Raw genomic sequence first — 25,355 nt, forward strand, 5'->3', positions numbered from 1 at the left:
CCCGGTGCCTAGGCTCGCGAGCCCGCCGCGACGTCGCGCCGGGAGTCCGAACGCGCTCCCCCGTTGTTCCGCCACTTGACCGGACGCCTGCGCAGGTCGGCCGCGGCCTGCACCAGCGCCGTCGTCCGCTGCCCCAGGACCCGCCCAAAGCGGCGTTCCACGCACCGGTGCACCAGGTACGCGGCCAGCCCGACGATGCCCAAGACGAGCGTCAGGACAACCGGTGCCGGAAGCAGCGGGCTGAGCAGGCTGATGAACCACCAGCCCCACACCTGATGCAACAGGTAGAGGGGATAAGTCAGGGCGCCGGCCAGGGCCAGGCCCGGGAAACTGACCCGGCGCAGCGGGGTCAGGGACAGCACCGCGATGGCGGCGAAAATCCCTGCGACGATGACCCAATATGCCTGTTCGGGAATGTTGTACCCGACCAGTTCAAGGGCCTCCCGTGAGCCGGACTTGCCCGTATGGTAGGCGGCCAGGCAGACGTTCAGCAACAGAACGGCCCAGCGCAGCGGCGTATGGCCGAAGCGGTACAGCAGGAACAAAGCCATGCCTCCGGCGAACAGCGGCGCGTACTCGGCCATGAGGGCCTGCGCCACGAAGTTGCCCGGGACCAGAGGGGCCGCGAGGGCGGCCACGGGCCAGATTCCGGCGAAGGCCAGCAACCGTCCGGGGGTTTGCCACCCCAGAAGCATCAGGGCCAGGATCAGCGCGTAGAAACGCAGTTCGGCCCAGAGCGTCCAGTAGACACCGTCGATGTGCGGGCTGCCGGTTCCGCCCTGCAGCATGGTCATGTTCACGGCCCAGTCCCAGAGGCTCAGGCGGCTGCCGATCTCGGGCCAGATAAAGAAGACCAATGTGCCCGTCAGGATAACGGCGACCCAATAGGCGGGGAAGAGCCGCCCGACTCGGGATCCGATGAACTGCGCCGGTTTCTTGCCGTAGCTGGACAGCAGGATCACGAACCCGCTGATGACGAAGAAGAGCTGAACACCCATGTTCCCGAAAACGGTGAATTTGGAAAGCAACGGCCAGGCGTCCTTGGCGGGTTCGATTCCCCAGTTCCCGTGGTGCCAGGCCGTGTAGTGGTAGAGGACCACAAGGACGGCCGCCAGCAGGCGCAGGCCGTCGAGCAGGGCAAGGCGCGGGCCCCGGGCGGCGGGGTTCGCAGTCTGCCGGCAGCCGAGAACGCGACGCTCCGTGCTGATGGTGCTCGTAATAGCTCCGCCCTCCCTCCGGACACCCTGGGGTGCGTTACCTATTCGTTACCATTCAATAGTAACCCAACCTGGTCGACGCATTCACCCCGCGCGGACCGGACGGGCATGCAAAAGGCCCCGTCCACCGAGTGGTGGGACGGGGCCTTCGCGAAGCAGTCGAAGACTACTTGACGGTCACCGTGGCGCCGGCGGCCTCGAGGGCCTCCTTGGCCTTCTCTGCGGCTTCCTTCGTGGCGCCTTCGAGGACGGCCTTCGGAGCGCTGTCGACAACGTCCTTGGCTTCCTTCAGACCCAGCGAGGTCAGCGCGCGGACCTCCTTGATGACGGCGATCTTCTTGTCGCCGGCGGCCTCGAGGATGACGTCGAATTCCGTCTTCTCCTCCTCGGCCTCGGCTGCGCCACCGGCGGGGCCTGCAACGGCAACGGCGGCGGCGGTGACCTCGAAGGTCTCCTCGAAGGTCTTAACGAACTCGGAGAGCTCGATGATGGTCATTTCCTTGAAAGCCTCAAGGAGCTCGTCAGTCGTGAGCTTCGCCATGGGGTGGCGTCCTTTCCGTGGGGCGGCGCAACGGGGCGCCGCGAAATTTAGGTGGGGTGAAAAAGCCCTTAGGCTTCTTCGGTGGCAGCTTCGGCAGCGGGTGCTTCCTCGGCCTCAGCGACGGGAGCTTCGGCCGGGGCCGGGGCTGCGCCACCTTCTTCTTCGAGCTTGATACGCAGCGCATCGATGGTGCGGATGGCGGCGGCGGCGGGGGCCTGGAGAATGCCGGCCACGCGGGCCAGCTGGTGCTCGCGGGACTCCAGCGCGGCCAGGGCGGCCACTCCGGACGCGTCCATGGCCTTGCCCTCGAAGAAGCCGGTCTTGATGACCAGCTGGTTGTTCGCCTTCGCGAAATCCGTGAGGCTCTTGGCAGCGGCCACAGCATCGCCCTTGATAAAGGCGATGGCGGTCGGGCCGGCAAGCTGGCCATCGAACGCGTCGATGCCCGCTTCCTTGGCTGCGATGCCCGTCAGAGTGTTCTTCACAACCGCGTACTTGGTGTCCTCACCAAGCGAGCGGCGCAACTCCTTGAGCTGTGCAACGGAAAGCCCACGGTATTCGGTCAGGACAGCGGCGGTCGACTCCTTGAAGTCGGCGGCGATCTCCTCAACTGCGGAAACCTTGATCGGCGTTGCCATAACCCTCCTTCCGGGGATTGATTCTGAGCCGGTATCCCGGTCCCGAGGCCTGGTGGCCTACACACAAAAAACGCCCCGTGCAGATGCACGGGGCTTTACCGCTGGCTTCCGGTATGGCCGGCTGCCTGGGTCAAGTTCGTTCACCTGCGTGGGCCGCCCCTGCGGGGACTTTCGGATGATTTCCTGCGGTAAGGCGAGGAAGTACATCGACCGACGGTCTTTGGTAGACCCAGCTTATCGTGCGGGGGGACCGAGTCCAAATCGGACCCTACATGGTCTAAATCGGAACTTAAATGCGAAACCGAGCCGCTCCGCGCCACTTGGGGGACGGCGGGGAGCGACCCGGCTTCAATTCGTTACGGTGCGACTTGGGGGAACGCACCGTAACTGTTCATCGCGCCGGATCTGCTTGGGGAACATGTCCGACGCGGACGACGCGTTGCCACGTCACTCGACAGAATCATCTGCCGATAACTCAAGATTAGCAGTCCTTCGGCTTTTTGGGGCAAGCACATCCGGTAGATTCTTTTGGGTTTTTTTCTGCCAGGCCCCCTCGCACTGAACACCCCGGAATCCCATGTCCGTGTTAATGGCGAGCATGTGCCCGTTTTCGTCCGCGTTCCAGGTGTAGATGCGGCGCATGGTCGGCCAGGCCCGGCGAACCCTGTCGAAGTTTGCGGTCTTGACCAGCATGCCGAGTCGGTTGCCCCGGTGCGCCGCGACCACGAGCGTGTCCTCCTGGAAGACGGCTTCCAGAACCTCACGGACCACCACCAACTCCGTGAAGGCCACCGGGGCGCCGGTGGGGCGGTGGATGGCACAGGTTTGGACCAAGAACGAGCCCCGCAGGGATTGCCGCTCCTCCGAGCCGAGACGCGCAGCCGCGATTCATCCCAGACGGACTCGTCCCACTCCAGTCCCCCGGCAGGGGTGTCCGTGTCCATTTTCTCGATCATGCGACAGTAGCCTTCGACCGCCCAATCTGGCACCGCACCCACCCAGCCCACGACGCCGTACGCCTCTCCCGCGGCGAGTCGCGCGGCCTCACCCAGCGCGGCGACCGCCCCCGCGCAGGACTCGACGTCCAGGCGGCTGACACGTTCCACCTGCCACAGGTCCATGCCCATGGAGCGCGCGAAACCCGACGCGCGGTCGTCCGCGGGGACGGCTCCATCACCCTCCGACGGCATCGTGACTCCATTCCCGCCCAGCACTCCCGCTTCGCGCCCGGGAACCGGCGGATGTGCGTACTTGACCCAGGCGTTGATCTTGGTTCGTCCGCGTCGGGCCACCTCGGAATCCACCTCGGCGAACAGCGCGGATAGCACGCCACGCCGGCGGTACGCGGGCTCGACGGAAACGTTGACGACGGCCATGTCGGTATTCTCGGCCAGCGGCAGCGAGAGCGACGCCGTCCCTACGACGGGGCCTCCGGCGATTGCGCGGGCCACTCAGCGCAACTCCATGCCATAGTCGCCGGGCTGCGCAACCGGCAGCCGCCGGCGTGCGCCCTCACAGAAGTCCCGGTGCCCAAGGACCTCTGCCAGCGCCTCGTCCTCCAGGGTGGCCGCCGCGGCATAGTCCACACCGCCGGGCGCATTGAGCGCCGCGGGGAGGGCCAACCACTGCGTCGACAGTCCCTCCATCCTCATGCCCGGACGAAGATGGCCGTGGCGTTTCCGGAATCCGTACCGGTCTGGCTGATTGTCTGAATCACGAACCAGTAGAAATGTCCCCTAGTCACACCGGTGTCCAGCCAGCTTTGTGTCCCACCGGTCTTCGCCCTCACGGCGCGCAGGTACGTTGCCGTCGATTGGATGTTGGGCAACACGGATCCCGTGGATTCCCACCGCCAGATGGCAATCAACCGCGCGGGCTCACCGGACGCGCTGGCCGTCCACGTGAGCCGGATCCCCGTCCCGTCCCACACCGCGCTGCGGATCAGTGGCTTGTACGGCCGCCGAACCGAAAGCTGCGTCAAGGGAACCGGCAGGGCGGGGCGGGCGTATCGGGCGCTGCGCAGGATGCCGATGGCGTTCAGTTTGTTGGCGCGCACCGCCGTCGTGTTGTAGAAAGCCTGGCCCGTGACTGCCGCCACGGCGCGGCCCTTGGTGACGTGGTCGCGCAACTCGTTCGGGTCCATCCACGCGGGCGTGGCCGGATCCCCCACCCGGTACGCCGCCTCGCCGGTGAACAGGCGCACGCGCGTCCCCGCGACCTGGGCCGCCCACCAGTTCACCAACACGTTGTAGTCCGCGACGGCGAAGCCCTGGTGCCAGTAAAGCTGCGGCACGACGTAGTCGATCCACCCCTCCTTCACCCACCGGCGCGTGTCGGCGTAGAGCGCCGAGAAGCTTTCCAGCCCCGAAGTCGCCGAACCGAGCGTGCTCGAGGAACGGTTGCGCCAGATCCCGAACGGGCTCACGCCGAATGCCACCCGGGGTTTCGCCGCCCGGATGGCCGCCTTGGTGTCGCGGATGAAAACGTTGATGTTGTTGCGGCGCCAGTTCGCCACGGACGTGAACGTACCGCGATGGGCCGCGTAGGCCGCCGAGTCCGGAATCGTGACGCCGGCGATGGGATAAGGGTAGAAGTAGTCGTCGAAGTGGATGCCGTCGACGTCATACCGCCTGACGAGGTCCACGACTACCGAACGGATGTAATTCCGGACCGCGGGGATGCCGGGGTTGTAGTACCGCCGGGCACCGTAGGCGAAACTCCACGTCGGGTTGGTGCGGGCGGGGTGCGTGGGGATGACGGAACTCAACGGCGCCTCCATGGAAACCCGGAACGGATTGATCCACGCGTGCAGGGCCAACCCGCGGGCGTGCGCCTGCGCGACCGCGTAGGCGAGGGGATCGTAACCGGGGCTGCGCCCCTGAACCCCCGTCAGGTACTTAGACCAGGGCTCCCCCAGGGTCGAAACCCACATGCGGTCGGCCGCGGGGCGTACCTGCAGGATCACCGTGGTGAGGTTGCGCGCCACCGCCAGATTCAGGATGGATCGCAATTCGGTCTGCTGCGCGGCCACCGTCAGACCGGTCCGCGAAGGCCAATCGATGTTCACGACGCTGGCGGTCCACAAACCACGGAACTCGTTGCGCGGAAACGTCGCCGACACCCCGGTGTTCCGCGCGGAAATGGTGTAGACGCGGTTCCTGACGACGGCGGCCGCGGCCGGTCCGGCCCGCGACACGGAAACGACGCCGGTGCCGGCTCCGGCGACGAGGGTGGCCACGGCCGCGGAGAGCACTGCGCGCCGGGAAGGGACCCTCCGTTCCATGACAATGGTTTCCACAGGATGGTTTTCCATGAGGGGCTCCCCCATTCCACGCCCGGGAATCACGAACCCCGGGGAGATCGTGCGCCCACACTACTCCCGCCCCCGTAAAGCCGGTAGGTTACCGCGATCACGGTTGCGCACCGATACGACACCGTTAACGGCAGTGGGTCCGCCCGGCTTGCGCCGGACGGACCCACTGACTGACACGAGGCGGACTAGCCCTCGATGACGACCTTCGTGACGTTCGGGTCGACCGGGATGCCCGGACCGAACGTGGTGGCCACGGTGGCCTTCTGGATGTAGCGGCCCTTGGAGGAGGACGGCTTCAGGCGAAGCACCTCTTCCAGCGCGGCGGCGTAGTTCTCGGCCAGCTTGTTCTGGTCGAACGAGACCTTGCCGATGATGAAGTGGAGGTTGGAGTGCTTGTCGACGCGGAAGTCGATCTTTCCACCCTTGATGTCGTTGACGGCCTTGGCCACGTCCATGGTGACCGTTCCGACCTTCGGGTTCGGCATCAGGTTGCGCGGGCCGAGGATCTTGCCCAGGCGTCCTACCTTACCCATGAGGTCCGGCGTCGCCACGGCGGCGTCGAAGTCGGTCCAGCCGCCGGAGATCTTCTCGATCAGGTCGTCCGAGCCAACGAAGTCGGCGCCGGCCGCGATGGCGGCCTCTGCCTTGTCGCCGTTCGCGAAGACCACGACGCGGGCGGTCTTGCCCGTGCCGTTGGGGAGGTTGACCGTGCCGCGGACCATCTGGTCCGCCTTGCGCGGGTCGACGCCCAGGCGGAAGGCGACCTCGACGGTCGAATCCGTCTTGGCCGAACCGGATTCCTTGGCCAGGTTGATTGCCTCGATCGGCGAGTAGAGCTTGTCGCCATCGATCTTGGCTACAGCTGCCTCGTATGCTTTGCTGCGCTTTGCCATCTGCTTGTTCTCCTTATGCAGTCGTGGTCCGTATGGGTCGCGCTCGACCCTGCCACTGCGACGGCGGTGGCGCGCACCGGGCGGTGCGTTTCGCCGTCGTTCTTGGATATTTTGGTGTGCCCCCCGAAAGGGAGGCGGTGTTGCTGGTTAGCCTTCGACCGTGATGCCCATGGAACGGGCGGTGCCGGCGATGATCTTGGCCGCGGCCTTGATGTCGTTGGCGTTGAGGTCTTCCATCTTCGTCGTCGCGATCTCCTCGACCTGCGCCTGGGTCAGCTTCGCAACCTTCTCGGTGTGCGGAGTGGGCGAACCCTTGGCGACGCCTGCGGCCTTCTTGATGAGCTCGGCAGCCGGCGGGGTCTTGGTGATGAACGTGAAGGAGCGGTCCTCGTAGACCGTGATTTCAACAGGGATCACATTGCCGCGCTGTGCTTCGGTGGCGGCGTTGTAGGCCTTGCAGAATTCCATGATGTTGACACCGTGCTGACCAAGCGCGGGACCGATCGGCGGGGCCGGGTTGGCGGCGCCTGCCTGGATCTGCAGCTTGATGAGGCCGGTGACCTTTTTCTTCGGGGCCATTTCGGGTCCTTCTTCTCATTGCGGTTCCCGTCGCACAGGAGCGTGCGCCGGGGGTTTGGCCGCCGTGGCGCGGCGACCGGATCGTTGCGCACCGGTAAAGCGGCCGGCGCAGAACGAAGACTGGGAAACTACTGGATCTTGGTGACCTGGCTGAAGGACAGCGTCACCGGCGTCTCGCGCTCGAAGATCGAGACGAGGACAACCAGCTGCTGCGAATCGAGCTTGATCTCCGAGATCGTGGCGGGCAGGGTCTCGAACGGACCGTCGTTGACGGTCACCGACTCGCCGACCGTGAAGTCGACATCGACCTGCGTGATCGGGGCGCGGCCCGGCTTGCCGGACTCGGACGGCTCCGAAAGGACCACGGTGTGCTCCAGCATGGAGTAGACCTCGTCCAGGCTCAACGGCACGGGATCGTGCGCATTGCCAACGAACCCGGTCACGCCGGGCGTGTGGCGGACGGCGCCCCACGAGGCGTCCGTCAGTTCCATGCGGACCAGCACATAGCCGGGGATGCGCACGCGGCGGACGATCTTGCGCGTGGTGTTCTTGATCTCCACGACCTCTTCCATCGGCACCTGGATTTCGTAGATGAAATCCTCCATGCCGAGGGTCTGGATGCGGGTCTCGAGGTTCACCTTCACGCGGTTCTCGTACCCGGCGTAGGAGTGAATGACGTACCAGTCGCCGGGCTGGCGGCGGAGCTGGGTGCGGAAGGCCTCCAGCGGGTCGACCTTCGGCTCCTCGTCGGACTCCGCGGAGGCCTCGGCGTCGTCGGATCCCGCGGCGTCGTCTTCGTCGTCGTCGTCGTAATCATCGTCGTCGTCGGCCTGCTCGGCGTCGGTGGAGGCCTCGGCATCGTCGGCCTGCTCGGCTCCGGCGTCGGCCTGCTCGGCGTCGGCCTCTTCGGCTCCGGAGACTGCCTCGGTGTCCGCGGCGTCTGTTCCCGCGTCGTCGGCGGAGGCGACATCCTCGGAAACGACGGAATCGGCCGGCGCCTCTACGGCGTCGGCCTCGGTTGCCTGCTCAACGACCTGGTCGTTGGCCTGCGCTTCGAGTTCCTGATCGGACACTGCGGTTCCTGCTTTCATTGACTGGTACACCAGAACTTTTCAACGGCGGCCATCCCTGACGTCGGCGGCGCGCCGGGGCTACTGCTCCGGCTTGTCCGTGAAGACGAAGATCGATCCGTTTCCGAACACGAAGTCCAGCGCGCTAACGATCAGCATCACCAGGATGACGAACCCGAGCACCATCAGCGTGTAGTTCACCAATTCGCTGCGGGTGGGGGTGACGACCTTCTTCAGCTCGGCGATCACCTGGCGGAAGAACAGCGCGAGGCCGGCAAGGATGCCGCGCTTCGCGGGCTTCTCACCCTTCGGCGAGCCCTGCGAGCTGCTAGCAGCCGTTTCAGTCACTGTGCCTCGTTTCGCGTTCTGCCATATGGAAACAATCACGGTGCACCGCAGCCTTTCGGCCGCAACACACCGTGACGTGGATTTCGCCGAGCACGCCACGCCGTTTGCGTGGATTGCCACTGCGCAGGGCAGACAGGACTCGAACCTGCAACCTGCGGTTTTGGAGACCGCTGCGCTACCAATTGCGCCACTACCCTTTGGGGCTGAATCCTTCCCAAATCACCGAACTTGCGGGCAAGCGCGCTTCATTGGGGCGTATTCGAACACCGAGGAAACAGTCTACGCAATCGATTCGCACAAGTCGAACCGGCCTTTCGCGGACGTTTCCCCTCCGGCCGGGAGGGTGCCGGCGTCGTGCGTGGCGGGGCGCCGGCCGCCGAAACACTCCGGACTCGGCGGTGCCCCGTGGCGCCCCATGGATAAGCTGGAGAGGTCCGGCGCAGTCCTCCCGCCCACACAGAAAGCGACACCATGCCACGCATCTCCCGACGCATCGGGTCCATCGCAGAATCCGCCACCCTCGCAGTCGACGCGAAAGCGAAGGCCCTGAAGGCCGCCGGGCGCCCGGTGATCGGCTTCGGCGCGGGGGAACCGGACTTCCCGACACCCGACTACATCGTCGAGGCCGCCATCGCCGCGGCCCGCGATCCCCGCTTCCACCGCTACTCCCCCGCCTCCGGGCTGCCCGAGCTCAAGTCCGCCATCGCCGAGAAGACGATGCGCGATTCGGGCTATGGCATCGAGGCGTCGCAGGTCCTGGTCACCAACGGCGGCAAGCAGGCCGTCTACAACACGTTCGCCACGCTGCTGGATCCGGGCGACGAGGTCCTGATGCCCACGCCATTCTGGACCACCTACCCGGAGGCGATCCGACTGGCCGGTGGCGTTCCCGTGGAGGTCTTCGCCGGCCCGGAGCAGGGCTACCTGGTCACCGTGGAGCAGCTGAAGCAGGCGGTGACCGAGAAGACGAAGGTCCTGATCTTCGTCTCCCCGTCCAACCCCACCGGCGCGGTCTACGCGCCGGAGCAGGTTGCCGAGATCGGCCGCTGGGCCGCGGAAAAGGGCCTGTGGGTCGTCACCGACGAGATCTACGAGCACCTTACCTACGACGGCGCGGAATTCACGTCCATCGCGACGGCCGCCCCCGAACTCGGGGACCGCGTGGTTATCCTGAACGGCGTCGCCAAGACCTACGCCATGACCGGTTGGCGCGTGGGCTGGATGGCCGGCCCCGCAGACGTCATCAAGGCCGCGACCAACCTCCAGTCGCACGCCACGTCCAACGTCGCCAACGTCTCGCAGATGGCGGCCCTCGCCGCGGTCTCGGGACCGCTGGACGCGGTCGCCGAAATGCGCACGGCGTTCGACCGCCGCCGCAGGACGATGGTCGATGCCCTGAACTCCATCGACGGCATCGAATGCCCCGTGCCGCGGGGCGCGTTCTACGCGTACGCCGACGTGCGCGGCATCCTGGGCCGCGAGATCGACGGAGTCCGGCCGGAGACCTCGGCGGAGCTGGCCTCGCTGATCCTCGAGAAGGCCGAGGTTGCCGTGGTGCCCGGCGAGGCTTTCGGCCCGTCCGGTTACGTGCGGCTGTCCTACGCGCTGGGCGACGCGGACCTGGCCGAGGGCGTTGGCCGCATCCAGGAACTGCTCGGCCGCGCCAAGTAGTCCGCGGGCTTCGGTAGCCGGCGCCACATCGGTCGTCGCGGGGATTCCGCGGCGGGCGCGTGTGGCGCCGGCTTCTGTATGTTCGGCTCTGGTGGCCCCGTCTTTCGGCGGAGTTCCGGGCCGCGGCGGGCACCGTGCGGAAACCACCACTGTCCGCGCCACGTCACTCCAAGCCGAATGTGGCGCCGACTCTCCGCTGCCGAGCGGCGAAGTACCGCCCCACCGGTTCCAGGACCGAGTCCGGGTCCCGCAGGATCGGCTTGGCGGGCAGAACCAATACGGATCTGCCCGCGATGCTCAGTTCGTTCCAGCGGCGCCGGTCTTCGGTGAACGACTGCTCGTCCGAGTGGTAGGCGCGGCCGTCGACCTCCACCAGCAGGGTCCCGTCCACCTCCAAGTCCACCCTTCCCACGCCCGGGACCCGCCGTTGGCAGACCACGTCGTGTCCGGCCGACCGCAGTGCATCCCGAGCCAGCGTCTCCGCAATCGACTCCGATCCGCAGTCGATGCGAACCAACACCTCCCGCGAGCGCTTGGATCCCCGCCCCGCAAAGATCGACTCGAGTTCGTCGAGTTGCACCAGGCCTTTGACCACGGCGGACTCCACGACGACCAGCGCCTCCCGCGTGGGGAGACACGCCGCGACCTGCCGCAGGCAGACCTCAACCGGAACAACGGGCCCGTGCCGCGCCCGCACCCGGTGTATTCTCCCCCGCGCCGGGACGACGGCGCCGCGCGGGGAACTCAGGTGAAGTCCGTGTTTCCTCAGAACCCAAAGTCCATGCGCGCCGGCGGCGCTGACACAACCCAGCGAGGCACCGACCCGGAGCGCCTGGGCCAGTTCCGGTGCGCAGTCCCTCAGGGCATAGATCCCGTGCCCGGGACGCACCACGGTTCCTGCACGTACGGCCCTCCCGAGCTCACTTGCGCCAACGCCCGCGGCGGTCAGGGCCTTCCAGCGGGCCAGACCCCCTGCCTCGACGAGCGCCAATTCGGCTTCCATGGCCCCATGCTGGCCCGGTGAGGTGGCCCTTGCGCGGGGCGGCCGCCGGAATGTGGACAAGCCGGCGCCACATTGGACCGGCCGGCATCCTGTTGGCGCACGTTGACCGGGAGGGCCGCCCCGGAATCGCGGGGCTCGGGCCAGACCGGGGCACCGTGCCGGTCCGCCGGAGACGGTCCGGCCGCACCGATGTGGCGCCCGCTGACCGCACCCCTCCACCAGGACCGCACCAGGCCGCCAGAATCCCGGCCTACAGAATCCCGGCCTACAGAATCCCGGCCTACAGAATCCCGTCCCTCCAGAGCCCGGGTGCTACAGAATCCGGCGATCCACGGCCCAGCGGGTGAGTTCGTGCCGGTTGGAGAGCTGTAGCTTCCGCAGAACCGAGGAAACATGCGTCTCCACGGTCTTGACCGAAATGAACAGGTCCCGCGCGACCTCCTTGTAGCTGTAGCCGCGGGCGATCAGCCTCATCACCTCCAGCTCCCGGGCGGACAACAGATCCAACTCCTGCTCCGCGCTGGCAGCGGCCCGCGTTCCAAAGGCGTCCAGCACGAACCCGGCCAGCCGCGGGGAAAAGACCGCGTCCCCACCCGCCACGCGCTCCACCGCGTCGGAGATCTCCCGGCCGGACGCGGACTTGGTGATGTATCCGCGGGCCCCGGCCCGGATGACGGTCACCACGTCCTCGGCCGCGTCGGACACGCTCAACGCCAGGAACCGCACGTCCCCGAGCATCCCGGCGCATTCGGCCAGGACCTCGGCGCCCCCGCCGCCGCGCCCGCCGGGGAGGTGCACATCCAGCAGCACCACGGCCGGGCGAAGTTCCCCCACGGCCCGGACCGCGCCCTCGACGGTCGCCGCCTCGCCGACGACGCGGATGCGTTCGTCCAGATCGGCCTTGAGGCCGGACCGGAAAATCGCGTGGTCGTCGACGACGACGACGCTGATCGGCTCTGTCATGGGGTCTCTCCTACTCGTGGTCTTCGGGCGGCTCGTGGGGCATGGCCAGATGGATCTCGGTTCCGGTCGGGCCGGAACGGATCGTGGCCGATCCACCGTTGCGGCGCATGCGTCCCACGATGGATTCGCGCACCCCGAGGCGGTCCTCGCCCACCGCCGCGGGCACAAAGCCCCCGCCGCGGTCGCGGACGAACACGTCCACGCCGTCGCCGCGCGCCTCGACGTACACCGACACGGTCCCGCCGGCGTGCTTGGCCGCGTTGAGCATCGCTTCACGGGCGGCCTGCAGCAGGGGATCGTGCCCGGCGAGTCCCGTCAACCGCCCGACGGAGACCACCTCGATCACCGCGTCCTGGGCGTCCTCGAGCCGGGCCGCCTCTCCTCGGATCGCCTCGCCGATCTCGCCCTCCACCACCGCGTCCTGGCGGTAGAGCCACCGCCGCAGTTCGCGTTCCTGGGCACGCGCCAGCCGCAGGACCTGCCCCTCGTCGTCGGCGCGCCGCTGGATCAGGGCCAGAGTCTGCAGCACGGAATCGTGCAGGTGCGCGGCGATCTCCGCCCGTTCCGCGGCACGCACGCGCGACGAGCGTTCGGAGACGTAGTCGCGCCAGAAGCGCAGGCCCCAGGGCAACAACACCAGTACGACGCCGGCCAGCACCGCCAGCGAGACGAGCGCCCCGGACCACATCGCCTCCCAGGGCACCGCCCCGGACAGCAGGAACACCAAACCCGTCACCACCAGCGCCGTGCCGGCCGCCAGACGCGCCAAGCCGGCGGCACGGTCCGCCCCGGCGCGGCGCCGGAGCCCCTCGCGGCGGTCGGCGTCGAGCTGGATCCATGCGAGGACGGCGCCCGCCACGATCACGAGCGCGGGCCAGACCAGGTTCCATGCGATGCCGACGCCCTGCAGCTGGGCGACCAACAGGACCCCCACCGCGAGCAGTCCGACGCCGGCCAGGACTTCGCGTCCCTCCAGCCGGATCCGTTCGCGCGGAGGCGTCCGGACCGCCCGGTTCGCGCGGAGGTTGCGGGTGATGGACACGGGATCGGCGGCGGCGGACCTGGCGGCCGCGCGGGCGGCGTCGTCCTCGTTCGGAACGAAGATCCACAGCCACGCGTACAGCAACACCCCGGCCCCGCCGAGCAGCGCCGCGAGCGCCATTCCTAGGCGCACCGTGCGGACCTCGAGTCCCAGGTGGACCGCGAGGCCCGAGCAGACGCCGGCCAGGACGCGCGCGCCACCGCGGACCAGCGGCGGGCGAAGGGGTTCGGCTGTCATGCCCCCATCCAAACACGCCCAGGGGCGCCGTCGGGTGGGAACCGGGGTTGAACCGGCCGCAGTTCAGGGGCCGTTCAGGGTCGACCCCCATGGCGGCGCGGCGGACGCGACGGAAGGATTGGGGGTATGAACAACGCACCTCTTGAGAGTTCCTTTTTCCGCTGGGTCCGCGGCCTCGGCGTATGGCGCAGCGAAAACCGCTGGATCGGCGGCGTGGCCGGCGGCCTGGGCAGGCGTTTCGGCATCGACCCCGTCCTGGCCCGCGGCATCGTCCTGGTCCTGGTCGTCTTCACCGGCATCGGCCTGCTGCTGTACGGCCTGGCGTGGGCGCTGCTGCCCGAGCCGGACGGCCGGATCCACGCCCAGGAAGCCGGACGCGGCCGCTGGCGCACCGGCATGACCGGGGCGCTGGCATTCTTCGTGTTGGGCACCCTCGGGAGCCCGGGGCCGTTCGGCGGATGGGACGGCGACGGCGACTGGAACGGCTGGTGGGGAGGCACCCTCTGGACGCTCGTGCTCGTCGGCGCCGTGGTCTGGTTCGCGGCAACCCGCGGCAGCCGGCGCGACGACGCCGTCCCGCCCCCGGAGGTCTTCGGACCCGCCGAGGAACCCCGCACCACGACGCCGCAGCCCCCCACCGCGACGGGGCCGCTCCATGCGTCCCCCTCGACGTACGCATCCCCCACCACGTACGGACCCGTGCCCACGACCTACGGGCCCTCGACCGGCTATGCGCCGGCATCCGCCCCCGCACCGGGGGCCGCGCCGCCCGCACCATCCACGCGTGAGGCGACCCGCAATCCCCTTCCGGGCAGCGTCGTCGCGATCGTCCTCGGGATCGCCGTCCTCGTCGGCGGCACGACGTCGCTCGCGTCGATCCTGGGATGGTTCGACCTCGGCGCCGGCACCCCCGCCGTCGCGTTGGCCGCGGCACTGACGGTCCTCGGCTTCGGGCTGGTCGGCGCGTCCCTCCGGCGGCACAGCGGCGGCGCCCTGACCGGGTTCGCGATCGCGCTGCTCGTGCCCACCCTGCTCGCAGGCGGCGCCACCGTCCACCTCCCGGCCAACGCCCCGGCGTTCGGCCCCGCGTTCGGCCCCGCCCAATCGCGCGACGGCAACGAATACACCTACGTCTTCAGCGCCGCGGAGCTGGACCTCAGACCGCTCGGCCGCGACCTGGAGGCGGACACCGCGGTGACCGTCAACAACGTCTTCAGCAGCCTGGATCTGACGGTCCCGGACGACATTCCCGTGGTGATCCACGGGGACAGCGCCTTCTACGCCCTGGAGGTGTCCGCCAACGGCGAGACGTCCCACTACGCGGGCATCGGCGGCGACGACGGCGGGATCCGTCTCAACCCCGACGCCACCGGTCCCACCCTTTCGATCACCATCGACGGCGCCTTCCATTCCGTCAACGCAACCACCCAGGAGGTCTCGCCATGAGCGAACCCAACAGCCACTACGACGGCGGGGACGCCAGCCACTACGACGGCGGGGACGCCACCGAGGCGGACACCGCCGACGTCCAACGGTTTCCGGTCGGCACGCTTGTCTTCGGGCTCGTGCTCGTCGCCGTCGGCCTCATCACGCTCGCGGGAATCCTCTACGGCCTGACACTCGACCCGGCGGTCATCGTCGTCGGGATCGTCGTCGGTGCGGGCCTGCTGCTGATCGTCGGGGGGCTCGTCGCCGGCCGCCGCTCCACCAACCCCCACCGGTCCCCCGCCTAACCCCACCCATCAGCTACTGTCGCCGGCAGGCAACACGTGAAAGGCTTCACCCATGGACACGTTCTATTCCACACTCCGTTCGATCCCCTTCCGCCGCGGTCCCAAGCGCATGCTGGGCGGCATCGCCGGCGGGATCGCCGAGAAGACCGGCTGGGACGTGACGCTGGTGCGCATCGCCGTGCTGCTGAGCTTCCTGCTTCCGTTCATCGGCGTCGCGCTGTACCTCGTGATGTGGCTGCTCGTCCCGCTGCAGGACGATTCGATCGCGCTCGAACGGCTCATCGGCGACCGCCGCTGACAACCCGTCCGTGGTGGCCGTCACGTCCCGAAGTTGCTAGCATCGAGTCCCAAGCCCAGCGTCGTGCTTCAACCAGGTCCCACCGAAACGGGACAAGCACCCGACGAAAGCTGAGCACGCATGCGCATCGGAATCCTGACCAGCGGCGGAGACTGCCCCGGGCTCAACGCGGTGATCCGGGCCGCCGTCCTCAACGGGATCAAAACCTACGACCACGAGTTCGTCGGATTCCTTGACGGCTGGCGCGGCGTCGTCGAGGGCGACACCGTGGAGCTCCCCCGGGAGCGCGTGCGCGGCATCTCCAAGCAGGGCGGCACCATCATCGGCACCTCCCGCACGAATCCCTTCGACGGAGAAAACGGCGGTCCGGAGAAGATCGTGGCCACGCTCGAGCGGATCGGCGTCGACGCGATCATCGCCATCGGAGGCGAAGGCACCCTGGCCGCCGCGAAGCGCCTGACCGACGCCGGACTGAAGATCGTCGGCGTCCCCAAGACCATCGACAACGACCTCGACGCGACCGACTACACGTTCGGGTTCGACACCGCCGTGGAAATCGCCACCGAGGCCATCGACCGGCTGCGCACCACGGGCGAATCCCACCACCGCTGCATGGTCGCGGAGGTCATGGGCCGGCACGTCGGCTGGATCGCACTGCACTGCGGCATGGCCGCCGGCGCCCACGCGATCCTGATTCCCGAGCAGGGCGTCAGCATGCGCCAGGTCAACGAATGGGTCCTGGAGGCCCACGAGCGCGGCCGCGCGCCCCTGGTGGTCGTGGCCGAGGGCTGGGTGCCCGACGACGCCGACGAGGCCTACTCGGACCGCGGGCTCGACACGTTCGGGCGCCCGCGGCTGGGCGGCATCGGCGAACAGGTGGCCGCGCGGATCGAAGAGGGCACGGGCATCGAGACGCGCGCGACCGTCCTCGGCCACATCCAGCGCGGAGGCGTCCCCACGGCCTACGACCGCGTGCTCGCCACGCGGCTCGGCATGGCCGCGGTCGACGCCGTGGACGACAGCGCCTGGGGCAACATGGTGGCCCTGCGCGGAACCGGCGTCCACCGCGTGCCGTTCCAGGCGGCGCTGAACAACCTCAAGCGCGTGCCGCAACACCGCTACGACGAAGCGGTGACCCTTTTCGGATAGGAGGCGTTGGCCCGGCTGCGGCCCCCGGCCACTAGGCTTGCGTCCATGGAGCTGGAGACGGGCACGAGGGCGATCATTTCACTGGCATGGGCGCGCAGGCTCGGCCTCCCCGACTCCGCCCTGCACTTCGCGGCGATGGGCGAGTCTGCCGCGCGCGTCCTGGCACCCGACGACGACGCGGAGTCCGTCGTCTTCCTCCGGTTGCTCCGCGGCTCCGCACTGGCGGGTCCGGCCTGGTTCCTGGACGCAGCGAAGGACGTCGGCGACGACGAGCTGGCGCAGGAATCCACGCTGGTCCGCCTCATCCGGGACAACATCGGCAGCCACGACGCCCGCGGCACCGGCGAATACTCGCTCTACTACCTCGACGAACCGCTCGACGTCGCGCCGTCGGAGTCCACGGTCGTCTCCTTCGAGCCCGGGCACGCGGCCGAACTGGAGAACAAATGCCCCAGCGACGACCTCGCCGGCGTCGCACTCTCCCGCCGCGGACACACCTTCACCCTGCTGGCCGACGACGGACACGCGCCATTGGCGGGCGCGGGCTACGACGTCTGGGAGGGACTGATCGCGGACGTCACGGCCATCACGGCTCCCTCACTGCGCCGGCACGGGCTGGGAAGCTACATCTCCGCCGTCGCCGCCGACGAGGCGCTGACGCAGGGCCTTGTTCCGCAATGGCGCGCGGGACTCAGCCACCGCGCGGCGCACCAGACGGCCAACTCCCTGGGATTCGTCCTGGCCGGTTCGGTCACCGGGGCGCGCATCGGCTTGCCGCCCGCGCCTCCGGCCGGGCAGGAGCGTTCCTAGCGCGGCCCGCGCAGGAAGCCCTGCTGGCGCCCGACGACCTGTCCGGCGTCGGTCGCCACGATCGTTTCCTGTGCCGCGGCATAGCCCTCGTCGCCGTCGACGACGGTCAGTGTGGCCGCCGGGTCCACGTTGCGTTTGACCACGGCCAGCGCGATCGGCCCGGCCTCGTAGTGCAACGCGGCCGACGTCACGCGGCCCACGGACTTCTCCCTCAACCGGACCTCGCTGCCCGGGGCGGGCAGCGTGTGCTGGCTCCCGTCCAGGTGCAGGAACACCAGTCGGCGCGGCGGATGCCCCAGGTTGTGAACTCGGGCGACGGTTTCCTGGCCCTTGTAGCAACCCTTGGACATGTGTACCGCGGTGCGCATCAAGTCCAGCTCGTGCGGGATCGTCTTCTCGTCCGTCTCGGCCCCCATGCGCGGACGCCACGCGGCGATCCGCAGCGCCTCCACGGCCATGGTGCCGGAGAGCCGCAGCCCGTCCACGGCGGATTCCAGCTCCGCCGCGGGAACCAGGTACTCCAGCCACGTGCGGTCCGCGGCCGGGTGGTCCCCGACCGAATACGCATAGCCACCCTCGTTCACCCCGGGCCACGGATCGCGCCACACGGTGCGATCCGCGAAACCCGGAAGCTCCACGGAGGATCCGACGACGGCCCAATCGGCGCTGACGTCGGCGACCTCGACGCGGAGCATGAAGCGCATGGACGCCAGGAACGCGGCGAGCGGCGCGGCCTCGAAGCCCTCGACCAGCAGCCACGCCGTCTCACCGTCGTCCACGACATGGCAGACGTGTTCGATTCGGCCCTGGACCGTCAGGAACAGCGCCTCGCCCGACCCACCCGGCGCCAGGCCGAGGAGTTGCTGGGAGGACAGCGTATTCAACCAGGAGAGCCGATCCGGTCCGGTGATCGTGACGACGCCGCGGTGCGACAGGTCCGCGACGGCTTCGCCGGCCGCCAACCGTCGCTGCTCCGGCAGCGGCTCGCCATAGTGTGCGGCGACGCCGGCGTCGAGGCCCGCGCCTTCGATGGCGGCACGGCGGTTAAGGAGGGGTGAGGGGAGGGACATCTACTCGCTCTTCTTCAGGGCGGCGGAAGCGTGTGCCGCCAGCCCCTTGCCGTTGGCCGCCACGTCCCACCGCCAGTACAGGTCGCCGTTGACGAGCCCGTAGATCCGGGTCGCCGAGGCGTAGTCCTTTGAATGGGTGCCGCGCATCACCAGATCGGTGGCGAGCTGGACCTGGGGGCCCTTGATGGAGCCGTAGTACAGCTCACTGATGCCGCCCGGGTGGACGACGTTGACCTGCAGGTCGAAGCCACCGTCCGCGTTGCGCAGCCGCTCGACGTCGTCCGCGGTGCGGAATGCGGGAACGATGTCCGCGGGCGCCATGCCCGGACCACCGTCCGCGTCGACAAGCGGCCGGTCGAGGGCCCAGAAGCCGGTTTCGATGGACAGCGGCCGCAGCCGGTTGCCCTCCTCGTCGGTGAGCCAGCTCTCGGCGCGGTACTGCAAATACGGCAGCCCGTTGTGCGTGAACTCGACCCGCTGGTGGAAGTGGGCGTCGTCGCCCTCCCCCTCGCCCAGCCGGCCGGTCCCCTGCCACTCGCCCAGCAGCCAGGACAGCGGAACGAGTTCCGGCGTCAGGTCCGTCGGTATCTCAATCGGCATGGGTGGTGTACCGACCTACTTCTGGCCCTTGAACAGGCGGGAAACCACCAGGGCGGCGAAGCCGGCCATGCCGAGTCCGGCCACCGCGAGGAGGCTGATGAAGAAGATTTCGAGCGCCAGGTAATTGGATTCCATGCGTCCATCCTATCCAACGGCGGCGGTGGTTTCGGCACCGGCCGCAACATTGCGACGGCGCGCGGACGCCTGGCTCAGCGCAGCAGGAGCCGCTCGACGTAGTACGCCAGCGCGCCGGCCGCCAGGACGGGCGCGACCCCGGCGGCGATCGCGGCCAGCGTTCCCCGGGCGCCGCGCTCGGCGACCATAAGGACACGGCAACCGACGACGACGGCGCCCACCACGGCGCCGACCGCGACGCCGGCGAAGATGGGGATATCGGTCCCGATGACGCTTCCGACGCCGCCGACCAGGGCGGCCACGAGCAATCCCAGGGGCGCCGTGACCCGGTCCGGCCAGCGGATCGTTCCCGCGAGCACCGCCGCGGCGATGCTGAGCCCCGAGACGACCATCATGGAGGAGTTGGAGGCGTTGGGCGCCAGCCGGTCGACGGCGACCCATCCCGAGCCGAAGACGGCGACGACGATCCCGCCGGCCCCGGTGACCGTGGACTCCAACCGCTGCCGTTCGCCGGTCCCGCGCATCAGTTGCGCGACGAACACGGCAATCACACCCACTGCCGCGCAGGCCGCCATCCACTTCATGGGCTCCGGCATGCTGGACGCGGACGCCACGGTCGCCGCCGCCCAACCGGCCAGCGCCACCAACACGGATGCGGAGGAGGCCGCGGGAAGGTCCATCATCCGCGGCCAGCCGATGGCGAACAGCAGGACCAGCACGGTGACGACTGCCCACACCAGCGCGTTCGACGCGCCGGCGTCCGCGTAGCTGGCGGCGACCACGGCTGCGGTGGCGGCCAGTGCTGATCCTGCGGCGGTTTTGGTCCTCACCCCTCCATCCTGCCCTATCGCGCTGACGCGCCGCAGACGGGCGCAAACCATGCGTGTTGCGTGTTCGTGACGCCGGCCCCGCGGCCGGATCGGCACGCACATTTATACTTGTGTGAACCCGGTCCCAACGACGCGCTCGGATCCATAGGCTTTGAGGAGGCCCGCACATGGCCAGCATTATGCTTCTGACGAACGCGTCCGGCCCATCCATCGACGTGCTCCCCGCACTGGAGCTTCTGGCGCACGAGGTCCGCATCTTCCCCGCCGCGGCGACCGCCTTGCTCAACGCCGAGGCCGCCGACGTCGTCATGGTGGACGCCCGTAAGGACCTCTCGGGGTCCCGGTCGCTCTGCCAGCTGTTGCGCACGACCGGCCTCTCCGCCCCCATCATGCTGATCCTCACCGAGGGCGGCATGGCGGCCGTGTCCTCCCTGTGGCAGGCGGACGACGTCGTGCTGGACACCGCCGGACCGGCGGAAGTGGAGGCGCGGCTGCGCCTGGCGACCGTCCGCCCGTCCGGCGCCACCGACGAATCGACCGAGATCCGCGCGGCCGGCGTCGTCATCGACGAATCCAGCTACACCGCCAAGGTCCACGGCGAACCGCTGAACCTGACCTACAAGGAATTCGAGCTGCTGAAGTACCTCGCGCAGCACCCGGGACGGGTGTTCACACGCGACCAGCTCCTGCACGAGGTGTGGGGCTACGACTACTACGGGGGCACGCGGACCGTGGACGTCCACGTGCGGAGGCTGCGCGCCAAACTCGGCACGGACCACGAGCAGCTGATCGGGACGGTCCGCAACGTCGGCTACCGCTTCACCAACACCCGCCACAGCGAGGCCGACGAAACCGTCGAGGCATAAAAGCGTCTCCCCAAAGCCCGCGGCACGGCGCTATGTTGGTTCCATGAGCGCATCCGTGAACACCGACTGGACCATCAGCACCCTCAAGGGACGGCCCGAGCCCGAAGTGTTCGACCGCATCCGGAAACTCGCCGCCGCCGCCGAGGACTCCGACGGCAACCCTCCCCTGAGCGAGCAGACGCTGGTGGAACTCCGCACCAACGACGACGCCGACGCGCTGCTCGGCGCGTACGCCTACCTGACGGATGGCGAAGGACACGACTCGGCCGAGCTCCTGGGCGTGGCCGTCGCGCTGCAACCGCGCGACGCCGCCGCCGGGACCCTGGAGGTGGTGGTGCACCCCGAATACCGCAACGACGGGATCGGCGCCGCCCTGCTTTCCATCGTCGGCGCGCAGACGGATCTGGCGCGCCTGCACGCCTGGTCCCACGGCAACCACGAGGCCGCGGCCCGGCTCGCGGAGGAAAACGGATTCGTCCCCGTTCGGGAACTCTGGCGGATGCGCCTCACGCACAAGGAGGGCCTGGAATCGGCCAAGGCGCCGGACGGTGTCACCGTGCGCCCGTTCGTTCCCGGCCGCGACGAGGAGGCCTGGCTGGCGGCGAACGCCGCGGCGTTCGCCGACCACGCGGAGCAGGGCGCCATGAAGCGCTCCGACCTCGACGCGCGGATGTCCGAGGACTGGTTCGACCCGGAGGGCTTCCTGCTGGCCGTCGATGCGGAGGACCGCATCCTGGGCTTCCACTGGACCAAGCGGCACCCGGCGGTCGTCAACCCGCGCACGGGAAACCACCAGGGAATCGGCGAGGTGTACGTCGTCGGCGTCGTCCCCGCCGCCCAGGGCACCGGCCTCGGCAAGGCGCTCACGCTGGCCGGGATCGAACACCTGCACACCCGGGGGTTGGAGGCGGTCATGCTCTACGTCGATGCGGACAACACGGCCGCCGTCGAGCTCTACCGCAAGCTCGGATTCACCCGGTGGGACGTCGACGTCATGTATGCCGCAACGGCTTCCACCAAGCCCATCGCCTAGGCCCTGCCGGGTAGAGTGAAGCGGCGGCTCCGGCCGGGGCTGCGAGCACTTGGCGGCGCCCGGACCCGGCCCGGTCCGCACCACAGAACAGCAACCGTTAGGACACGCCCGATGGACACGACACCGGTGGTCTCCACCACCTTCGGCGACAGCGACATGCCATCCGCGCGGGCCACCCAGGACCGGATCGAACTGCCGGACTTCGGGCCCTCGCTGCTACCCGACGGCGACTTCTCGCAGGACCGTTTCCTGGACCGCGAGCTCAGCTGGCTGCACTTCAACGCGCGTGTCCTGGAACTGGCCGAGGACGAGGACCTCTACCTGCTGGAGCGGGTCGGCTTCCTGTCCATCTTCGCGTCCAACCTGGACGAGTTCTTCATGGTGCGCGTCGCCGGCCTCAAGCGCCGCATCGCCACCGGCCTGGCCGTGCCCTCCCCCGCCGGCATCAGCCCCATCGACCAGTTGGACCACATCCTGGAGTCCGCCAAGGAACTCCAGCTCCGCCACGCCCACGTCTTCGCCGAGCAGCTGCGCCCTGCACTTGCGCGGGAGCAGATCCTCATCAACCGCTGGGACGAGCTCGACGACCAGGCCAAGGAGGAACTCCGCCGCTGGTTCTCCGACCAGGTGTTCCCCGTCCTCACGCCGCTGGCCGTCGATCCAGCCCACCCGTTCCCCTACATCTCGGGGCTGTCGCTGAATTTGGCCGTGATCGTGCGCAACCCGATCAGCGGCAAGGAGCTCTTCGCGCGCCTGAAGGTCCCGGACGTGCTGCCGCGGCTGATCTCCGTCGACGGCCCCCGCGCGGGCAACTCGCCCGGACGCGTGGCGCGCTTCATCACGCTCGAGGATGTCATCGCCCAACATCTGGACCTCCTGTTCCCGGGCATGGAGATCGTGGAGCACCACTCCTTCCGCGTTACCCGCAACGAGGACCTCGAGGTGGAGGAGGACGACGCCGAGAACCTCCTCCAGGCACTCGAAAAGGAACTCCTGCGCCGCCGCTTCGGCCCGCCCGTGCGCCTCGAGGTCGCGAACGACATCAACCCCGCGGTACGCTCGCTGCTGGTGCGCGAACTGGGGGTCGAGGAGGACGAGGTCTACGAGCTGCCGGCGCCACTGGACCTGCGCGGACTGACCCAGATCTCCCGCATCGACCGGGCGGACCTCCGCTACCCGAAACAGTTGGCCCACACCAGCCGATACCTCAACGAGTCGGAGACGTCCAAGGCGGCGAACATGTTCGCCGCGATGCGCCGCCGCGACATCCTGCTGCACCACCCCTACGATTCGTTCTCCACCTCCGTCCAGGCCTTCCTGGAGCAGGCGGCCGCGGACCCCAAGGTCCAGGCCATCAAGCAGACGCTGTACCGCACCTCGGGCGACTCCCCGATCGTGGACGCGCTGATCGACGCCGCGGAGGCCGGCAAGCAGGTGCTGGCCCTGGTGGAGATCAAGGCGCGCTTCGACGAGCAGGCCAACATCTCCTGGGCGCGGAAGCTGGAACAGGCCGGCGTGCACGTGGTCTACGGCATCGTGGGCCTCAAGACCCACAGCAAGCTGTCCCTGGTCGTGCGGCGCGAGGGCGACAGGCTCCGGCGCTACTGCCACATCGGCACGGGCAACTACCACCCGGCGACGGCCCGCTACTACGAGGACCTCGGCCTGCTCACCGCGGACGACCAGGTCGGCGAGGACCTGTCCAAGCTCTTCAACCAGCTTTCCGGGTACGCGCCGCGGTCCACGTTCAAGCGGCTCCTCGTGGCCCCGCGTTCGCTGCGCTCGGGTCTGATCGACCGGATCGAGCAGGAGATCGCCAACCGCCGCGCGGGCCTCGACGCCCGCGTGGTCATCAAGGTCAACTCCATGGTCGACGAGGCCATCATCGACGCCCTGTACCGCGCGTCGCAGGCGGGCGTGAACGTGGATGTGATCGTGCGCGGCATCTGCGCGCTGCGTCCCGGGGTGCCCGGATTGAGTGAGAATATCCGCGTGCGCTCGGTCCTCGGCCGCTTCCTGGAGCACTCGCGCGTCTTCATGTTCGCCAACGCCGGCAGCCCCGTGGTCTTCATCGGGTCCGCCGACATGATGCACCGCAACCTCGACCGCCGCGTCGAGGCCCTCGTGCGGCTGTCCAACCGCGAGGACATCGTGGACCTCGTGGCGCTGATGGACCGCTACATGGACGAGCGCACGGCCAGCTGGCACCTCGACTCGGACGGCGTCTGGGCACGCCACAACGAGGCCGAGGACGGCACGGCGCTGCGCGACATCCAGAGCTGGCTGCTGGATTCGCGCCGTCGCCAGCGCGGCGCGGTCCGGCTCTGATGGCGCCTCTCGTGCGCTCCTGCGACGACGAGTCGATCGCAGGTTCCGCGTTCAAAGTCGTCGCGGCCGGGGTCCTGCCCTGGCGCGTCAACGGCGAGGGCCTGCAGCTCCTGCTGATCCACCGCGAGCGCTACGACGACTGGTCCTGGCCCAAGGGCAAGCTGGACGACGGCGAAACCGTCCCCGAGTGCGCGGTCCGCGAGGTCCGCGAAGAGGTGGGCATCGACGTCGCGCTGGGGGTTCCGCTGCCGGCCATCAGCTACGACGTCGCATCCGGCGCGAAGGTGGTCTACTACTGGGCCGCGCACGTCGGGCGGGCCAAGGCCGTTCCCGACGGCGACGAGGTCGACGCCGTGCGCTGGGCGACGCACGAGGAGGCGCGCCGGCTGCTCACCAACCCCTCCGACGTCGTGCCCTTGGACGCCCTCGTCGCCGCCTACGAGGCGGGCAAGCTGGAGACGACTCCGTTCATCATCGTCCGGCACGCCAAGGCGAAGCCCCGCTCGAGCTGGACGAAGGAGGAGGGCAAACGCCCCTTGGCCGCCACCGGACGGCGGCAGGCGTTGGCCGTGTCCAGCCTGCTGGCCGCGTGGAGGCCCACGAAGGTCGCGACGAGTCCGTGGACGCGGTGCACGCAGACCGTGATGCCTTATCTTCATGTCACCGGCCTGGCGATGAAAACGGTCGGGTCCATCACAGAGCGCGAGAACAAGCGGAACCCCGAGAAGGCCCGCCGCGCGATCCAGAAGCTCCTCGACAAGGGACAGCCGACGGTGGTGTGCACGCACCGGCCGGTGCTGCCCAGTGCCCTCTCTGTGCTGGCTGCCAAGATGCCGAACCAGCACACCGCGCTGCTGCCGTCGTCGGACCCCTACCTGCGCCCCGGGGCGATGATCGTGGTCCAACGGACCCCGGGCCGCGACGGCAAACTGGTGTCAGTGGAGGTCTACGAGGCCTTCGAGGACTAGCCTTGTGAGCAACCAGCCCG

General features: G+C 68.7%; 26 protein-coding genes and 1 tRNA gene. 10 read left to right on the top strand and 17 right to left on the bottom strand.

Translation table 11 applies throughout. The features are described from left to right. Positions 1-8: 8 nt before the first annotated feature. From AC0QSG_RS07600 to AC0QSG_RS07650, 11 genes are all read right to left on the bottom strand, one after another. A complete protein-coding gene (locus AC0QSG_RS07600; protein ID WP_475377163.1) occupies positions 9-1,100 on the bottom strand; it encodes an acyltransferase family protein in 1,092 nt (363 codons plus the stop codon). 283 nt (positions 1,101-1,383) lie between these two features. Next, entirely contained in the window at positions 1,384-1,758 is a 375-nt protein-coding gene (rplL, locus tag AC0QSG_RS07605) for a 50S ribosomal protein L7/L12 (RefSeq protein WP_475377164.1), read from the bottom strand. A gap of 68 nt (positions 1,759-1,826) precedes the next feature. Beyond that, positions 1,827-2,396, bottom strand: a complete 570-nt coding sequence (rplJ, locus tag AC0QSG_RS07610) for a 50S ribosomal protein L10 (protein ID WP_475377165.1) — start codon at positions 2,394-2,396, stop codon at positions 1,827-1,829. Between the two features lie 447 nt (positions 2,397-2,843). Next, on the bottom strand, positions 2,844-3,188 hold the full coding sequence (locus AC0QSG_RS07615; RefSeq protein WP_475377166.1) for a hypothetical protein: 345 nt from the start codon (positions 3,186-3,188) through the stop codon (positions 2,844-2,846). 659 nt (positions 3,189-3,847) lie between these two features. Then, positions 3,848-4,048, bottom strand: coding sequence for a hypothetical protein (locus AC0QSG_RS07620; protein ID WP_475377167.1), 201 nt, complete (start codon positions 4,046-4,048; stop codon positions 3,848-3,850). Continuing rightward, positions 4,045-5,709, bottom strand: coding sequence for a glycoside hydrolase family 10-like protein (locus AC0QSG_RS07625; protein ID WP_475377168.1), 1,665 nt, complete (start codon positions 5,707-5,709; stop codon positions 4,045-4,047). Before AC0QSG_RS07625 ends, AC0QSG_RS07620 begins: the two co-directional genes overlap by 4 nt. A gap of 185 nt (positions 5,710-5,894) precedes the next feature. Beyond that, positions 5,895-6,602, bottom strand: coding sequence for a 50S ribosomal protein L1 (gene rplA / locus AC0QSG_RS07630; RefSeq protein ID WP_435729121.1), 708 nt, complete (start codon positions 6,600-6,602; stop codon positions 5,895-5,897). A 147-nt stretch (positions 6,603-6,749) separates the two neighbouring features. Beyond that, on the bottom strand, positions 6,750-7,181 hold the full coding sequence (gene rplK, locus AC0QSG_RS07635; RefSeq protein ID WP_435729122.1) for a 50S ribosomal protein L11: 432 nt from the start codon (positions 7,179-7,181) through the stop codon (positions 6,750-6,752). Positions 7,182-7,309: 128 nt separating this feature from the next. After that, positions 7,310-8,254, bottom strand: coding sequence for a transcription termination/antitermination protein NusG (gene nusG, locus AC0QSG_RS07640; RefSeq protein ID WP_475377169.1), 945 nt, complete (start codon positions 8,252-8,254; stop codon positions 7,310-7,312). Between the two features lie 78 nt (positions 8,255-8,332). After that, the gene (gene secE, locus AC0QSG_RS07645; RefSeq protein ID WP_475377170.1) at positions 8,333-8,599 is read right to left on the bottom strand and encodes a preprotein translocase subunit SecE; all 267 of its coding nucleotides are present in this window, start codon (positions 8,597-8,599) and stop codon (positions 8,333-8,335) included. A 124-nt stretch (positions 8,600-8,723) separates the two neighbouring features. Then, a tRNA-Trp gene (locus AC0QSG_RS07650) sits at positions 8,724-8,796 on the bottom strand. Between the two features lie 274 nt (positions 8,797-9,070). On the opposite strand from AC0QSG_RS07650, the gene AC0QSG_RS07655 reads away from it, so the two are divergent. After that, positions 9,071-10,270 carry a pyridoxal phosphate-dependent aminotransferase gene (locus AC0QSG_RS07655; RefSeq protein WP_475377171.1) on the top strand — a complete coding sequence of 400 codons (1,200 nt, stop codon included), beginning with the start codon at positions 9,071-9,073 and terminating at the stop codon, positions 10,268-10,270. Between the two features lie 163 nt (positions 10,271-10,433). Here AC0QSG_RS07655 and AC0QSG_RS07660 read toward each other — a convergent pair whose 3' ends face one another. The 3 genes from AC0QSG_RS07660 to AC0QSG_RS07670 form a co-directional block, all read right to left on the bottom strand. Next, on the bottom strand, positions 10,434-11,273 hold the full coding sequence (locus tag AC0QSG_RS07660; RefSeq protein WP_475377172.1) for a type IV toxin-antitoxin system AbiEi family antitoxin domain-containing protein: 840 nt from the start codon (positions 11,271-11,273) through the stop codon (positions 10,434-10,436). Positions 11,274-11,585: 312 nt separating this feature from the next. Further along, positions 11,586-12,236: a LuxR C-terminal-related transcriptional regulator gene (locus AC0QSG_RS07665; protein WP_435729127.1), complete on the bottom strand. Its 651-nt coding sequence runs from the start codon at positions 12,234-12,236 to the stop codon at positions 11,586-11,588. 10 nt (positions 12,237-12,246) lie between these two features. Beyond that, positions 12,247-13,515 (bottom strand): PspC domain-containing protein, encoded by a 1,269-nt coding sequence (locus AC0QSG_RS07670; protein ID WP_475377173.1) that lies wholly within the window; start codon positions 13,513-13,515, stop codon positions 12,247-12,249. Between the two features lie 126 nt (positions 13,516-13,641). On the opposite strand from AC0QSG_RS07670, the gene AC0QSG_RS07675 reads away from it, so the two are divergent. The 5 genes from AC0QSG_RS07675 to AC0QSG_RS07695 all read left to right on the top strand — a co-directional run bounded on the left by AC0QSG_RS07675 (position 13,642) and on the right by AC0QSG_RS07695 (position 17,505). Beyond that, the gene (locus AC0QSG_RS07675; protein WP_475377174.1) at positions 13,642-14,961 is read left to right on the top strand and encodes a PspC domain-containing protein; all 1,320 of its coding nucleotides are present in this window, start codon (positions 13,642-13,644) and stop codon (positions 14,959-14,961) included. Beyond that, on the top strand, positions 14,958-15,248 hold the full coding sequence (locus tag AC0QSG_RS07680) for a hypothetical protein (RefSeq protein ID WP_475377175.1): 291 nt from the start codon (positions 14,958-14,960) through the stop codon (positions 15,246-15,248). Before AC0QSG_RS07675 ends, AC0QSG_RS07680 begins: the two co-directional genes overlap by 4 nt. A 52-nt stretch (positions 15,249-15,300) precedes the next feature. Beyond that, positions 15,301-15,546: a PspC domain-containing protein gene (locus AC0QSG_RS07685; RefSeq protein WP_435729131.1), complete on the top strand. Its 246-nt coding sequence runs from the start codon at positions 15,301-15,303 to the stop codon at positions 15,544-15,546. A 120-nt stretch (positions 15,547-15,666) separates the two neighbouring features. Beyond that, the gene (locus AC0QSG_RS07690) at positions 15,667-16,695 is read left to right on the top strand and encodes a 6-phosphofructokinase (RefSeq protein ID WP_475377176.1); all 1,029 of its coding nucleotides are present in this window, start codon (positions 15,667-15,669) and stop codon (positions 16,693-16,695) included. 45 nt (positions 16,696-16,740) lie between these two features. Next, the gene (locus tag AC0QSG_RS07695; protein ID WP_435729133.1) at positions 16,741-17,505 is read left to right on the top strand and encodes a GNAT family N-acetyltransferase; all 765 of its coding nucleotides are present in this window, start codon (positions 16,741-16,743) and stop codon (positions 17,503-17,505) included. Here the strand turns inward: AC0QSG_RS07695 and ygfZ are convergent. The 3 genes from ygfZ to AC0QSG_RS07710 all read right to left on the bottom strand — a co-directional run bounded on the left by ygfZ (position 17,502) and on the right by AC0QSG_RS07710 (position 20,140). Continuing rightward, positions 17,502-18,575, bottom strand: coding sequence for a CAF17-like 4Fe-4S cluster assembly/insertion protein YgfZ (gene ygfZ / locus AC0QSG_RS07700; protein WP_475377177.1), 1,074 nt, complete (start codon positions 18,573-18,575; stop codon positions 17,502-17,504). The genes AC0QSG_RS07695 and ygfZ overlap by 4 nt on opposite strands. Next, positions 18,576-19,175, bottom strand: a complete 600-nt coding sequence (locus tag AC0QSG_RS07705; protein ID WP_435729135.1) for a heme-binding beta-barrel domain-containing protein — start codon at positions 19,173-19,175, stop codon at positions 18,576-18,578. A gap of 209 nt (positions 19,176-19,384) precedes the next feature. Then, positions 19,385-20,140 (bottom strand): hypothetical protein, encoded by a 756-nt coding sequence (locus AC0QSG_RS07710; RefSeq protein WP_435729136.1) that lies wholly within the window; start codon positions 20,138-20,140, stop codon positions 19,385-19,387. A 167-nt stretch (positions 20,141-20,307) separates the two neighbouring features. Between AC0QSG_RS07710 and AC0QSG_RS07715 the strand changes: the two genes are divergently transcribed. The 4 genes from AC0QSG_RS07715 (at position 20,308) to AC0QSG_RS07730 (ending at position 25,335) form a co-directional block, all read left to right on the top strand. Continuing rightward, positions 20,308-21,006 carry a winged helix-turn-helix transcriptional regulator gene (locus tag AC0QSG_RS07715; protein WP_475377178.1) on the top strand — a complete coding sequence of 233 codons (699 nt, stop codon included), beginning with the start codon at positions 20,308-20,310 and terminating at the stop codon, positions 21,004-21,006. Positions 21,007-21,049: 43 nt separating this feature from the next. After that, positions 21,050-22,039 carry a mycothiol synthase gene (gene mshD / locus AC0QSG_RS07720; RefSeq protein ID WP_475377179.1) on the top strand — a complete coding sequence of 330 codons (990 nt, stop codon included), beginning with the start codon at positions 21,050-21,052 and terminating at the stop codon, positions 22,037-22,039. Positions 22,040-22,150: 111 nt separating this feature from the next. Next, positions 22,151-24,367 carry an RNA degradosome polyphosphate kinase gene (locus tag AC0QSG_RS07725; RefSeq protein ID WP_475377180.1) on the top strand — a complete coding sequence of 739 codons (2,217 nt, stop codon included), beginning with the start codon at positions 22,151-22,153 and terminating at the stop codon, positions 24,365-24,367. After that, positions 24,367-25,335, top strand: a complete 969-nt coding sequence (locus AC0QSG_RS07730) for an NUDIX hydrolase (RefSeq protein WP_475377181.1) — start codon at positions 24,367-24,369, stop codon at positions 25,333-25,335. The genes AC0QSG_RS07725 and AC0QSG_RS07730 overlap by 1 nt, the downstream gene beginning before the upstream one ends. Positions 25,336-25,355: the final 20 nt, after the last annotated feature.

The organism is Arthrobacter sp. LT660 (genome assembly GCF_056172845.1).